The organism is Bacillus sp. LQ01 (genome assembly GCF_057624735.1).
Map to the genome: position 1 here is coordinate 103779 of NZ_JBYEZL010000004.1, position 14599 is coordinate 118377.

Below are 14599 nucleotides of genomic sequence, written 5' to 3' on the forward strand. Positions count from 1 at the left end.
GGAACCTTTTTGTTTAATCAAATTTTAATTTTTTTAATGCTTCCGCGAATGGGTTATTTAATGGTTCTTCTTCTTTTTTCTGTTGTTTCATATATTTTTGAACGTCGCGTTTATCGGCTTTGTTTCCAGATTCTTTTTTACGTCGCTCTTGGAATGTTGATAATTTCTCGCGATAGCCACATTTACATGCGAAAATTTGGCCTGCACCCTCACCACGTAATTCTAGTTTCTTTTTACATTGCGGACAGCGAGCATTTGTTGTACGAGATACATTTTTACGATGACCACATTCACGGTCTTGGCATACGAGCATTTTTCCCTTTTTTCCATTTACTTCTAGCATTGGTTTACCGCAATCTGGACAAGACTTCGTTGAAATGTTGTCATGTTTATATTTCTTATCACTCGATTTAATTTCAGAAACAATTTCTTTCGTATAGTTCTTCATTTCCGAAATGAATACTTCTTTCTTTAATTTTCCTTTTGCAATTGCTTCAAGTTTTTGTTCCCACTCACCAGTTAGTGTAGGTGATTTTAATTCTTCTGGTACTAAATCAAGTAATTGACGACCTTTTGATGTAATGTGAATATCTTTACCACGTTTTTCAATTAAGAAAGAATTGAAAAGTTTGTCGATAATATCTGCACGTGTCGCTACAGTACCTAATCCACCAGTTGATTTTAACGTATCAGCAAGTTGTTTATTTTGCGTATCCATATATTTTGTAGGATTCTCCATTGCTGAAAGTAAAGTTGCTTCATTAAAGCGTGCAGGTGCTTTCGTTTGACCTGATGTTTGCATAAGTAACTTTACAGTTAATGTATCGCCCTTTTCAATGTGAGGTAGAATCTGCTCTTTTACGTCATCAGTTACATCATCGTCTTCAAATCGATTTTCGTATACTTCCTTCCAACCAGCATGTAAAATCGTTTTTCCGCGTGCAATGAATGTTTCATTGCCGACCTTTGTGCGTAACGTTAGTTGTTCGTATTCGAATGCTGGGAATAAAACAGCTAAGAAACGTTTTACAACTAAATCATAAATTTTGCGTTCTTTATCTGTGAATGCTGCGAAGTTAACGTATCCTTCTGTTGGAATAATCGCATGATGATCGCTTACTTTACTATCATCAACAAATGATTTGTTAGGTTTGATAGGCTTTTGTAATACTTTATGTGCGAAGGGACGGTATTCTCCAACACCACATGCTTTTAGACGTTCTGGAAGTGTTCCGACGATATCAGATGAAATGTAGCGTGAATCTGTACGAGGGTACGTTAGTACTTTATGCTGTTCATACAATTTTTGCATAATATTTAATGTTTCTTTAGCAGAGTAACCGAACTTTTTATTTGCATCACGTTGCAATTCAGTTAAATCGTAAAGACCAGGAGAGAATGACTTCTTCTGTTTCTTATCAATTTCCACAACAGTAGCATTTTGTTTATCTAAACTTTTTACAATACCATCGATTTTTTCTTTATTAAAACTACGGCTATTGCCATTTGCATCTTGCCAAGTAAGTTTGAGCTTCTCCATTGTTTGAGCTTCGATGCCGTAGTAAGTTTGAGCTTTGAAGTTCTTTATTTCATCCTCACGACTAGCAATCATAGCAACAGTAGGGGTTTGTACACGGCCGCAATTTAACTGGGCATTAAAGCGAGTCGTTAAAGCACGAGTTGCATTAAGACCGATATACCAGTCAGCTTCTGAACGTGCAACTGCTGAAGCGTATAAATTGTCATAGGCTTTACCTGGTTTTAAATTTGCAAAACCATCTTTAATTGCTTTATCGGTTACAGAAGAAATCCATAAACGTTTGATTGGTTTATTTAGCTTAACTTTATCGATAATCCAGCGTGCGACTAATTCCCCTTCACGTCCAGCGTCTGTTGCTACAATAATTTCATTTACATCTTTTCTAAGTAGCTGACTTTTTACAGCATTAAATTGTTTACCAGTTTGTTTAATAACCGTTAATTTCAAACGCTCAGGTAGCATCGGTAAATCTTCTAAATTCCACTTTTTATATTTCACATCATAACTTTCTGGATCTGCTAATGTAACGAGATGACCTAAAGCCCAAGTTACAATATATTTACTACCTTCAAGGTAGCCATTTCCTTTTTTATCGCACTTAAGTACACGAGCAATATCTCGTGCAACGGAAGGTTTTTCAGCGATTACAACGCTTTTTGACATATTAAAAACATCCTTTCAAATTTCCATAAGTTAAATATAGCATACATCTTCTTGAGATTCAGTTTCGCTCCATATTTGATCGGTTTTTAGTGGGATGAACAAAACACTCACTGATTAAAGTTTCACTTGATTATGTTTATTGTTATATAGGTTGCTTCTATATGAAATAGAAAAGTAAAGAACTTGTTATTTTAGTAGAATAAGAGTAGACTTTGAAGTAGATGAATAATAAGCACATGGGAGTTTGTGGATGCAAACTGAGAGTATGACTAGTCCGTCATTGACCATTTGAACCTGTTGGATAATGCCAGCGTAGGGAGAGTGTAAAAGCACATGTTCAGGCACTTTGCGTACGCGCAAAGTGTCTTTTTGTGTATCTCCCATCATTATAGTTAGGAGATGAAAAGGATGAATATGAAAGAAATTAGTAAAGTAGTGGATTTGGTGAGAGAATCTAATCCGCTCGTTCATAATATTACAAATGTTGTTGTAACAAATTTTACTGCTAACGGTTTGTTGGCACTTGGAGCATCGCCTGTAATGGCGTATGCAAAAGAAGAAGTAGCAGAAATGGCTAGCATTGCTGGAGCGTTAGTATTAAATATGGGGACACTTCGTCCTGAAGAAGTAGAAGCGATGTTACTCGCGGGTAAATCAGCAAATGCGAACAATGTGCCAGTACTATTTGACCCAGTTGGTGCAGGAGCAACTTCGTATCGAACAGAAGTTGCGAGACATATTCCAGCCGAAATAGATTTAGCAATTATCCGCGGAAATGCGGCTGAAATAGCAAATGTTATTAATGAGAAATGGGAAATTAAAGGGGTAGACGCTGGTACTGGAAATGGCAATGTTGTAAGTATTGCAAGGCAGGCAGCAGATGAACTAAATACAGTTGCGGTCATTACTGGAAAAGAAGATGTTGTTACAGATGGAGAGAGAACTATTGTTATTCGAAATGGTCACCCTATTTTAACGAAAGTTACGGGAACAGGTTGTTTACTAACTTCTGTAATAGGAGCATTTGTAGCAGTGGAAAAAGATTATGTAAAAGCAGCAGTAGCCGCATTAACGTTTTATGGTGTAGCTTCGGAACTGGCAGCTGCTAAGGCGGTAGAAAAAGGGCCTGGTAGTTTCCAAATTGAATTTTTAAATCAATTAGCGAATACAACTTCAGGTGATATTGAGAAGTATGGGAAGATTGTGGAGTTAGAGTAAGAGGGAGTGAAAGAAATGGCACGCATTGAAATAGATAAAATGTCTAAGCTATTGCAAGTGTATTTTATTATGGGAAGTAATAACTGCACGAGGGATCCTTTAGCTGTATTGAAAGAAGCGTTAGATGGTGGAGTGACACTTTTTCAGTTTCGCGAGAAGGGGGAAGGTTCTTTAATCGGAGAAGATAGAGTGCGCTTTGCAAAAGAATTGCAGACGCTTTGTAAGGAATATAGTGTTCCTTTCATTGTAAATGATGATGTAGAATTAGCCATTGAATTAGATGCAGATGGTGTTCATGTTGGACAAGATGATGAAGGAATTACATCTGTTCGTGAAAAAATGGGAGATAAAATTATCGGCGTATCTGCTCATACAATTGAAGAAGCACGCTTTGCAATCGAAAATGGAGCGGATTATTTAGGTGTTGGTCCTATTTTCCCAACGAGTACGAAAAAAGATACGAAAGCGGTTCAAGGAACGAAAGGATTAGCTTATTTTAGAGAACAAGGAATTACAGTGCCAATCGTTGGTATTGGTGGGATTACAATTGAAAATACAGCGGCAGTTATAGAGGCGGGTGCGGACGGTGTTTCAGTTATTTCAGCAATTAGTTTAGCGGAATCTGCGTATGAAAGTACGAGAAAATTAGTTGAAGAAGTAAAGAGAAGTTTGTAGGGAAGGAAGTGTAGTATTTTAAGTGCTACATGAAGAAATAGACTGCCCAAAATTTAAACAAATATTTGATTAAAAAAGCACAAACCTTTTTAAATAAAGGTTTGTGCTTTTTCTTTAAAACATAATTGAAATTAAGAGCATTCCAATTCCGATAGAAGTAAATGTTGCAATTAGGCCCGGAATCATAAAACTATGATTTAATACGTATTTACCGATACCTGTTGTACCAGTACGGTCAAAGTTAATGGCAGCAACGATTGTTCCATAGTTTGGAATGAAGAAATATCCATTTACTGCAGGGAACATCGCAATCAGTAGCGCTGGTGGAATACCAAGAGATAGTCCAAGTGGCATTAAGGCACGAACTGTTGCTGCTTGGCTGTACAGTAAAATAGATAGAATGAATAGTGCGATAGCAAATAGCCAAGGTGCACTTGTTACTAAATGCTGAATCGATCCTTGAATCATATTTAAGTTTCCATTAAAGAAAGTATCTCCCATCCAAGCGATACCGAAAATAGCAACAACTGCTGTTGCTCCTGCTTTAAAGACGTTACCAGATACAATGCTTTCTACATTTGGTTTACAGAAAATAATAATAAGAGCCGCGATAGTTAACATAACCATCTCAATTGTGTTCGGCATAGAAAGACGGGCTAACTTCCCACCAACTATCCATCCTGGACGAAGTGCTTCAAATGAACCAAGAAGTACAACAAGGAAGGTTCCTACAAGGAAAAGGATAACTGATAATTTTGCGCCCTTTACACCTACAAATTCTTTTTTCTCTTCAAGCTTAGGAATTAATCCTTCTTTTAATCGTTTTAAGTATTCAGGGTCTTCATTTAATTCTTTTCCCATCTTACTAGCAACAAATGCAGCTATCATACAAGCGATGAAAGTAGAAGGGATACTTACTTTTAAAATATCTAATAAGGTGATTTTATAGTCAGCTAACATTGCTAAAAGTGCAACTGTTGCAGCTGATATAGGACTAGCTGTAATTGCTTGTTGGGAAGCAATTACGGCAATTGACATTGGTCGTTCTGGTCTAATTCCGGATTCGCGAGAGACTTCAGCGATAACAGGAAGTACAGAATAAGCAACGTGACCAGTTCCTGCACAAAGTGTAAATAAATAAGTAACAATTGGAGCAAAGAATGTAATGCGTTTTGGATTTTTTCGTAATGCCTTTTCAGCTAGATGAACAAGGTAGTCCATTCCTCCAGCGGCTTGCAAAGCACCAGCAGCTGTAATTACTGCCAAAATCATAAGCATTACATCGATAGGAGGCGCCGTTGGTTGTAAGTGGAAGACAAAAACGAGTATTGCCATACCAACTCCACCCATTACTCCTAAACCAACTCCGCCTAGGCGTGCACCAATAAAAATACAGAGTAACAAGGTAAGAAATTGTAGCCAAAACATGATAAACTACCTCCGAAATTCATTAGTTAAGATATATTCGAATAGTTTAATTTGAATGAAAATTAAATAAATACCCGAAGAAATCCTTGTTATTTATACATTTTTTATTATATAACATAAAAAAAGTAACATTCACGTACTTTTTGAAATTATTTTGAAAAAGCAATGCGTTAAAAATTTGTATTTATATCTCTAAATAAGTAGACATTTTGATTTATATGTTGTAATCTTTGAAAGAGAATAAATTAATTCTCATAGAACTCCCATATCGTTCAACTCGTTCAGCGAGAAAGGCAAACTGATGGAAACATGAGGACGCAAAACTACAGGAGCTAAGGTCGAAAGGCTACGCTAGCCAGTTACCGGACGGATAGGGTTGGTCTTTGCCAATGCTTTTACATTGGCTTTTTTTTATTCTCGAACATATTGAGAAACATTTTCAAACAAAATATTCATATATTTTGTTTTTTTGTTTATGTTGATTAAGGAAGGTGGATATTAATGAAAAAATATTGGCATAAGTTATCGTTCCTTCAAAAGAACGTCTTATTAACCGTACTAGTTATTTTGACGCTTGTTGGAAGTATGGGTGCGTTAAGTTTCAACATGTTTCAAAATAGTATGATGTCTTTATTTGAAAGGCAGTCTATTGAAACAGGAGAAATAGTATTAAAAAAATTGGATTTAGAGTTAGTTAGAGACATGGCGAAAGATCCTACAGCCGAAAAAGTGAAAAAAGAAAAGTTAACAGAGAAATTAGATGAAGTTTCAAAAGAATTGAAAAGTGTTGGACAAACGTATGTTACAGGAGCAAAGCCGAATGAAAAGCGAGAATTACAACTCGTTGGTTTGACTACAGAGTTAACAAATGCATTCCCTATAAAGACGGGAGATTATTATGAACAACCCGCTCATTGGATGAAGGCATACGATAAAGTGATTGATACGAAAAAGGCACAAATGACAGAAGTATATGAAGATGAAATAGGTTCGTGGGTGACAATATTAGAACCAATTACGGATGGAGAAAACAATATTGTTGCAATTATTGCGGCTGACTTAGATGCTTCCATTGTTCCTATTACAAAAGAGAAGTTTATGATACAGGGTTTACTCTTTATCATTATTTCATTAGCAATTGCGACTATTACTCAATTCTTTATCGTGCGTCACTCGTTAGCTCCATTAAAAGATTTACGAGAAGGGTTACGTAAAATTGGTGAAGGTGACTTAAGTGTTAAATTAAAAGAAAGACCAGATGATATTGGAATTATTAATGTTTATTTCAATAACACGATTGAAAAATTTAAAGGGATTATAGATAAAGTAAGGCAAACTGCTGAGCAAGTTTCTTCTTCTTCACAAGAATTGTCGGCGAGTACAGAGGAAAACAGCATGGCAGTTCAAGAGATTGCAAGTTCTATTGAAGGTTTAAGAGTAGGGGCACAGTCTCAAAAAACTTCAGTACAACAATGTTTAGGAATTGTACATGGAATGGAAGATAAGGTAGAAGAAATAACTGGGGCTGCAAAACAAGTTGCGGTTGCTTCTGAAGGTATGGAACAACATTCAATTGAAGGTAATGAAGTGATTGGACAAATTATTAATCAAATGAGTTTAATCCAAAATGCAGTACAAGATTTATCTTCCATCATTTATTCGTTAGAAACAAGGTCAAAAGAAATTAGTGATATCGTAACTGTAATTACAGGTATTTCAAATCAAACAAATTTATTAGCTTTAAATGCTTCTATTGAGGCTTCACGTGCTGGAGCAGCTGGAAGAGGGTTTGCAGTTGTTGCTGATGAAGTACGAAAATTAGCAGAACAAACGGAAGCGTCTGCAAAAGATATAGCGAAATTAATTGGTGAAACACAAGCTGAGACAGAAGATGCTGTAGTTTCCATGCAAAAAGGTTCAAAAGAAGTAGAAACTGGAATTTCGCTTGTTCAAAGTAGTGGAGATTTCTTTGAAAAAATCTCAAAATCAGCGCAATCTGTTACAGATCAAGTAAAAGCTGTTTCCGGTAATTCGAGTGACATTTTACAAAATAGCCAGAATATTGTTCAAGTCGTAAATGAATTATCACATATTGCAAATACTTATGCCAACAGCAGTAGTAATGTTGAAGAAAGCATGAAAGAGCAAGAAATATCAGTACAAGATATTGCAGAATTAGCGACTTCTTTAAGTTGGCTTTCTCAGGAATTACAAGAGCTTATTGGTGAGTTTAAAAGCGAATAAGGAGAAAGTTCAATTCTAATCAAGGGGGTATCTCCGCTACTGATTATGAATTGAACGAATCTGCCCTTTAATAAGGGATGAAAAAGGTGTGAATTTTCACACCTTTATTATATTTAAGAGAGGAATTTACATAAATATGAAATTAGCAATTTCTTATAATGAGATGGTAAAAGAATTTTTAGGAAAAGTAGAAGGAAGTATTAAAATACCTAAAGATGTGCAAGGAACAGAACTTAGGATAAAAAGGAAAACGGAACTGTTTTCAAATTTGACTCACATTGTAGATTTAATAGGAGCGACTGCAACGTGGTTATATCATATTTCTAAAGAAAAACATATTGTCGTGCTTTATCATGTAAGAGGAAATTTATTTCCAATTACTATTGAAGTTTCTAATTTTCTCTCCTATGAAAGTTTAAATTTACAAATTGAAGAGCAACTGGAGCAAATTAAAGAAATGAATGAGGAAGAAATAGAAGAGTTTCAAAACGGTAATACATTATATGAAATGTCACCTATTATTATTGGTGAAACATATTATGAGCTAAAAGACACGAATACATTACAATTTGTATTTAGTAAAAATATGCAAAGTGTAGAAATAATATTTAATAGTGTTAATTGGAAAGAGACAACGATTACTCGTTATGCACAACAAATACAAGGTGTTTTAGTTGATATATCACAAAATACTAATAAGTATATAAAACATTTTAATATTATTACAGAGGCCGAGATGGCACTTTATAGTCAAGTGAATGATACGACAGCAGTATATCCTGAGAAAAGTATCGTCGATATGTTCTATAATACTGTTGCTCAATTTCCAAATCGTATAGCTTTATCTTCAAGGGAAGGTACTTTAACTTATGAGGAGCTAAATAAAAAAAGTAATCAAATAGCTCATATGTTAATTAAAAACGGCGTCCAATTAGGAGACTATGTTGGAATATTTATGAAACGTAGCATAGACACAGTAGTAAGTATGGTAGCTATATTAAAAGCTGGTGCAGCGTATGTTCCGATTGATCCAGATTATCCGGAAAGTAGAATACAGTACATTATTCAAGATAGCCAAGCGAAAGTTATATTGATGAAAGAGACGCCTATAACATGTGATGGGGTTCAAACAGTTTCATTGTATGATAGTGAAACTTATGAAGATATAGATGTAAAGTTGTCTATTCATTGTGATGATGTAGCTTATATGATTTATACATCGGGTTCAACAGGGAATCCAAAGGGAACGATGTTAGCACATAGAGGCGTTGTTAATCTGTACACTTGGATGAAAAAGCAATATGAATTGACAGAAGAGGATGTATTTGCTCAATTTCCTTCCTTTAGTTTCGATGCTTCTGTATGGGAGTCATTTGCTTCTTTATTCTGCGGAGGAAACTTGTATGTACTATTAGAGGAAGAGCGATTGTCTGTAGAGGCATTTGCAAATGCAATCTATAAAGTGAAAGCAACTTCAATCTTGGCATTAGCAACAATTTTTGTTCGACAAGTAGCAACTTATTTAGCAGAAGAAGATATATATAAGCTAGCTTCCCTAAAAAGAATTGCGATTGGTGGTGAAATGTTACCTGTAGAGGTTATTAAATTGTGGAGAGAAAGAATAGGTACAAATGTTGAAATTTATAATGTATACGGACCGACAGAATGTACTGTAGTGACGACAACCTATAAAATACCTAGTCAGTTAAATGAGGATGTTGCGAGTATTCCCATTGGTAAACCATGTGCTAATTATCAAGTTATGATTTTGGATGAGAATATGAATCTTTGTCCAATTGGTGTACCTGGTGAATTATATATAGATTCAGTGGGATTAGCAAAAGGGTATTTTAATAAGCCTAATAAAACAATTGAAGCTTTTATTCCGAACCCTTTTAATCCTATAGTTAATATATATAAAACAGGTGATATCGTTAAGTTGCTAGAGGATGGAAATATAGAGTTTTTACATCGGAAAGATGATCAAGTAAAAATTAGAGGACATCGTATTGAACTAGGAGAAATCCAAAGTAAAATTTCTCAAAATCATAATATAAAAGAAAATGCTGTTTTTGCTAAGAAGAGTAAGGAAGGTAGCCAATATTTAATCGCGTTCTATACAACTTTAAATAAAAAAGAAATACCAGAATTAGTTTATCAGTTACAAGAGCAATTACCAGATTATATGGTGCCATCTAAACTAATTTATATTAATGAATTACCACTTACACCTAATAAAAAGATTGATGTTAAGAAGTTAGCTCAGTTAGAAGAAAAGTATGAACCGGTTCGGCTACAAGAATATGTTGCACCTTCTAATAAAGCAGAAAAACAAATAGCGAACGCCTGGGCGGAAGTATTAGGAATTTCAAAAGTTGGAGTGCATGATGATTTCTTTACAATTGGTGGACATTCATTAAAAGTATTACGAGTCTTAACATTGTTAAAAGAAGATTTCTCACATTTAACAATTCAAGATTTCTTTAAAGAAAGAACGATATATGGATTAGCTCGAATTGAGCGAGAAGTAAAAGTAGAGAAAGAAGAAGTATTTCGTGAATATAAAGTGATTCACGAGCCAGATACTATCACGTATGCAAACGTTTTGGAAGAAACCCAGATTTCAAATGTCTTTTTAACAGGAGCTACTGGTTATTTAGGATCACACATATTATATGAATTGTTGAGAGATACATCTGCTACTATTTATTGTTTAGTAAGACCAACCAAAGATGTGCAGCAAAGAATTATAGATACATTAACAGGCTACTTTAATGATATATGTGAAGAATGGTTACAGCGTATACAGGCCGTAGCTGGTGATCTGGGAGAAGAGTATCTTGGGATGAGCGAAGAAGAATTTATGTTCATCAGTTCTAAGATGGATACGATAATTCATTGCGGTGCAGATGTAAGACATTTTGGAGATGTAAAACAATTTGAAAATATAAATGTCCAAGGAACTAGCCGTATGCTAGCATTAGCGGAGAAAGGTGCTACATTCCATTTTATTTCTACAATTGGTATCCCGTTAGAATTAGCGGTAGATCAATGGGATACATACATGAAAACTGGTGATTTTAATTACAGTGTAGACTTAGAGAATGTATATTCAAATAGTAAACTACAAGCGGAAAACATTGTTCGTGAAGCAATGAAAAATGGTTTGCGCGGAAATATTTATCGTGCAGGTAATTTAGCATGTCATTCAGAAACAGGTTCGTTCCAACAAAATATTGAAGGAAACGCATTTTATCGTCTTATTAAAACAATGCTATTAATTGGGAAAGCACCAAATGTGAAGTGGAAAGTTGATTTCACACCAATTGATTTTGCTAGTAAATCAATTGTATCGTATTTACAAGATGCGCAAATTGTAGGAGAGACGTTACATATTTGTCATCCACATCAAATTGAGTTTGAACAATTTATACAGCTAATTGGAGAGTGTGGATACAATCTTGAAATGGTTCCACTTTCAGAATATGTAAATACCGGACTTGCATTAGCGAAGGGAAATGAAGTAATAGCAGAGTTAATTGCTTCTCAAGTTGCAGGAGATGGAGCACAGCAATCTGAAATTGTAATGGGTACACGTAGAACGAATGAATGGATTAAGAAAAAAGAATTGATAGTACCAGCAATTAATAAAGAATTTATACAGCAGTTATTAGCTCATGGTGAAAAAGTTGGTTATTTTCCAAAAATAATGAAATGATTATGCATGCTTTTGTTTGTTCAATAAAATAAATCATGCTACAATGAAAACGAATTAAGGACCGGGGAGCCAATTGGCTGAGAGGATGTAAGTAAACATCGACCCTCAACCTGATCTGGATAATGCCAGCGTAGGGAGTTACTTAAAGTGATGTAGCATATGTTATTCTGTAATAACTTGCATACAAGGCTTTCCTACGCAGTAGGAAAGCCTTTTCTTATTTTTGAAATTTAATTTTATAAGGGGGATTTTATTATGTCACAACAAGTTACAATGTCATTTTCAGTAGTACCACAAGCGAAAACGAAAGATGTATATTCTGTTGTCGATAAAGCAATTGAAGTTGTGCAACAATCGGGAGTTCGTTATGAAGTAGGGGCAATGGAAACAACTTTGGAAGGAGAATTAGATGTACTTCTTGATGTCGTTAAACGTGCGCAACAAGCTTGCGTCGATGCTGGAGCAGAAGAAGTGATTACTTCTATTAAAATCCATTATCGTCCAAGCACTGGTGTAACGATAGATGAAAAGGTTTGGAAGTACCGTGATGAATATGCAAAACCAGAAGCAATCTAAACTTATTACAACTATTTGGCTTATCCTTCTCATTGCGATATGGGAAGGATCTGTTTCATTATTTAAAATCGAACCGTGGATTTTACCAAAGCCTTCTGCCATTGTTCAAGAATTAATTGGGATGAAAGATTTACTATTACCAAATACGATGCAAACACTGCAGGAAGTTATAATTGGACTATTCTTTGCAATTTTATTGGGGACGAGCATCGCAATTATTATGGATGTTATACCGTTATTTCGTATTTTAATAAATCCATTGCTCGTTATTTCGCAAACAATTCCAATTGTTGTACTTGCACCGCTATTTATTATTTGGTTTGGATATGGGATGTTGCCGAAAGTAATGGTCGTAATACTCGTTTGTTTCTTCCCAATTGCGCTTAGTATTTTAGAAGGTTTTCAAACAGTAGATAAAAATATGCTGAAACTGTTACAAACAATGAAGGCGACGAAATGGCAAGTTTACCAGAAGGTAAAATTTCCAGCAGTGCTCCCATACTTTTTCTCAGGTTTAAAAATTGCAGTTACATATAGCGTAATGGGGGCAATTATCGGAGAATGGCTCGGTGCAAGTGAAGGATTAGGCGTTATGCTTACGAGGGCTACAAAATCCTTTTTGACTGCCCGAGTATTTGGTGTTGCAGCAATCATCGTTATGGTGACATTATGCCTGTATTTTATCGTAGAGTTTATGGCAAGAATAACAGCACCATGGATATATAGAAAGGACGGCAGAAAATGAAAAAAGGTTTGAAAGTTATGTTAGCTGCCTTAGTAGCGGTAGGTGTGGCTGGATGTAATCCGGCGAAGAAAGAAGAAAGTGCAAGTAAAGATCAAAAAGTAAAAGTAGTATTAGATTGGTTTCCAAATACGAATCATACTGGCTTGTATGTAGCGAAAACGAAAGATTATTACAAAAAGCAAGGATTAGATGTAGAAATTATTCAACCAGGTGACAATGTAACAGCAGAGCAAATGATAGCATCAGGAAAAGCAGACTTCGCAATAAGTGCACAAGAAAATGTAACGTTAGCTCGTGTAGAAGGAATTCCTGTTGTATCTGTAGGAGCGATTATTCAGCATAACACTTCAGCGTTTGCATCGCTTAAGAAAGACAATATGACGTCACCGAAAGATTTTGAAGGTAAACGTTACGGCGGCTGGGGAGGACCAGCAGAAGAAGCGACATTAAAGACGATTATGGATAAACATCAAGCTGATTTTAATAAAGTTGAAAAAATCATCTTAGGACAAACAGATTTCTTTAAATCAATTGGCCGTGATGCAGATTTCGAATGGATTTATTACGGTTGGGATGGTATTGAAGCGAAGCGTCAAGGAAAAGAGTTAAATACGATTATGGTGAAGGACTTAGATCCAGCGCTTGATTTCTATAGTCCTGTTATTATTACGAGTGAAAAACATACGAAGCAAGATAAAGACTTTGTGAAAAAGTTTATGAGTGCAACGACAGAAGGTTATAATTTTGCAATTAAGGAACCGAAAGAGGCTGCTGATATTTTAATTAAAGCTGTTCCAGATGTGAATAAAGATTTAGTTCAAGAAAGCCAAAAATGGTTAAGTACGAAGTATCAAGATGATGCTAAAGCATGGGGAGTACAGAAGGAAGAAATTTGGACGAATTACATGAATTTCTTATATGACAACAAAGTTATTAAAAAGAAAATCGATGTAAAAGATGCTTTTACAAATGAATTCCTTCCAAGTGAAAAATGAGCGGATTACAAATAAAAAATATAGTGAAATCTTTCGACGGAAAGAATGTATTAGAGAATATTAGTGCCTCTATACAAGAGGGAGAGTTTGTTTCCTTTGTAGGACCGAGTGGTTGCGGGAAAAGCACATTATTAAACATGATTGCAAATGTTGAAAAACCAACAAGCGGGAACGTAACGTATAACGATAAGCAAGTACAAGAGCAAGATGTTGTTAGTTATATGCCACAACAAGATTTATTACTACCGTGGCGATCAGCTTTGCAAAATATCGTTCTTCCGTTAGAAATTGAAGGAAAGCCGAAAAAACAAAGGCTGACAGAAGGAATGGAAGCATTAAAGCAGTTCGAACTAGATGAATATGCAAACCATTATCCAGATGAATTGTCTGGTGGTATGCGTCAAAGAATTAGTTTTCTGCGCACATATTTATGTGAAAAGCCAATTATGCTGCTTGATGAGCCTTTTGGTAAATTAGATGCATTTACAAAAATGGAAGTACATAGCTGGCTTTTAAACTCTTGGCATCAAGAGAAGCAAACAATCGTTATGGTTACACATGACTTAGATGAGGCAATCTTGCTTTCAGATCGCGTATTTATTTTATCTCAAAGACCAGCGTCAATAGTTGGCGAGGTACAAGTGAAATTACCTAGGCCGAGAACGATGGATATGTTAACATCACTCGAATTAAAAAAGGATAAAGAAGAGATTTTAAGTGTGTTAGCTCCTTATATGAAAAAATAGAAAAAGCTGATGTTTTAATTTTAGACGAACGGACTAATCATTTGGATGTAG

General features: G+C 35.3%; 10 protein-coding genes and 3 riboswitches. Of the genes, 8 read left to right on the forward strand and 2 right to left on the reverse strand.

Annotation, left to right across the window (positions count from 1 at the left end):
* Nucleotides 1-13: 13 nt before the first annotated feature.
* Complete coding sequence (gene topB / locus AC22L0_RS23990) at nt 14-2203, reverse strand: DNA topoisomerase III (RefSeq protein WP_000047300.1); 2190 nt, start codon at nt 2201-2203, stop codon at nt 14-16.
* Between the two features lie 226 nt (nt 2204-2429).
* A riboswitch (TPP riboswitch) is annotated at nt 2430-2539 on the forward strand.
* 72 nt (nt 2540-2611) lie between these two features.
* On the opposite strand from topB, the gene thiM reads away from it, so the two are divergent.
* Nucleotides 2612-3421: a hydroxyethylthiazole kinase gene (gene thiM, locus AC22L0_RS23995; protein WP_001056095.1), complete on the forward strand. Its 810-nt coding sequence runs from the start codon at nt 2612-2614 to the stop codon at nt 3419-3421.
* 15 nt (nt 3422-3436) lie between these two features.
* Nucleotides 3437-4096, forward strand: coding sequence for a thiamine phosphate synthase (gene thiE / locus AC22L0_RS24000; RefSeq protein WP_000090967.1), 660 nt, complete (start codon nt 3437-3439; stop codon nt 4094-4096).
* A gap of 114 nt (nt 4097-4210) precedes the next feature.
* Here the strand turns inward: thiE and AC22L0_RS24005 are convergent, their stop codons facing one another.
* Entirely contained in the window at nt 4211-5524 is a 1314-nt protein-coding gene (locus AC22L0_RS24005; protein ID WP_000498692.1) for an anaerobic C4-dicarboxylate transporter family protein, read from the reverse strand.
* A gap of 282 nt (nt 5525-5806) precedes the next feature.
* Nucleotides 5807-5891: riboswitch (cyclic di-GMP riboswitch) on the forward strand.
* A gap of 134 nt (nt 5892-6025) precedes the next feature.
* On the opposite strand from AC22L0_RS24005, the gene AC22L0_RS24010 reads away from it, so the two are divergent.
* From AC22L0_RS24010 to AC22L0_RS24035, 6 genes are all read left to right on the forward strand, one after another.
* Complete coding sequence (locus AC22L0_RS24010) at nt 6026-7768, forward strand: methyl-accepting chemotaxis protein (RefSeq protein WP_000761075.1); 1743 nt, start codon at nt 6026-6028, stop codon at nt 7766-7768.
* 136 nt (nt 7769-7904) lie between these two features.
* Complete coding sequence (locus AC22L0_RS24015) at nt 7905-11486, forward strand: non-ribosomal peptide synthetase family protein (protein ID WP_097995254.1); 3582 nt, start codon at nt 7905-7907, stop codon at nt 11484-11486.
* A 52-nt stretch (nt 11487-11538) separates the two neighbouring features.
* Nucleotides 11539-11640, forward strand: a riboswitch (TPP riboswitch).
* A gap of 101 nt (nt 11641-11741) precedes the next feature.
* The gene (locus AC22L0_RS24020) at nt 11742-12062 is read left to right on the forward strand and encodes an MTH1187 family thiamine-binding protein (RefSeq protein ID WP_000082906.1); all 321 of its coding nucleotides are present in this window, start codon (nt 11742-11744) and stop codon (nt 12060-12062) included.
* Nucleotides 12034-12807 (forward strand): ABC transporter permease, encoded by a 774-nt coding sequence (locus tag AC22L0_RS24025; RefSeq protein WP_001057166.1) that lies wholly within the window; start codon nt 12034-12036, stop codon nt 12805-12807. Before AC22L0_RS24020 ends, AC22L0_RS24025 begins: the two co-directional genes overlap by 29 nt.
* Entirely contained in the window at nt 12804-13802 is a 999-nt protein-coding gene (locus AC22L0_RS24030; protein ID WP_000715568.1) for an ABC transporter substrate-binding protein, read from the forward strand. The genes AC22L0_RS24025 and AC22L0_RS24030 overlap by 4 nt, the downstream gene beginning before the upstream one ends.
* Nucleotides 13799-14548, forward strand: coding sequence for an ABC transporter ATP-binding protein (locus AC22L0_RS24035; RefSeq protein WP_000016085.1), 750 nt, complete (start codon nt 13799-13801; stop codon nt 14546-14548). Before AC22L0_RS24030 ends, AC22L0_RS24035 begins: the two co-directional genes overlap by 4 nt.
* Nucleotides 14549-14599 lie beyond the last annotated feature (51 nt).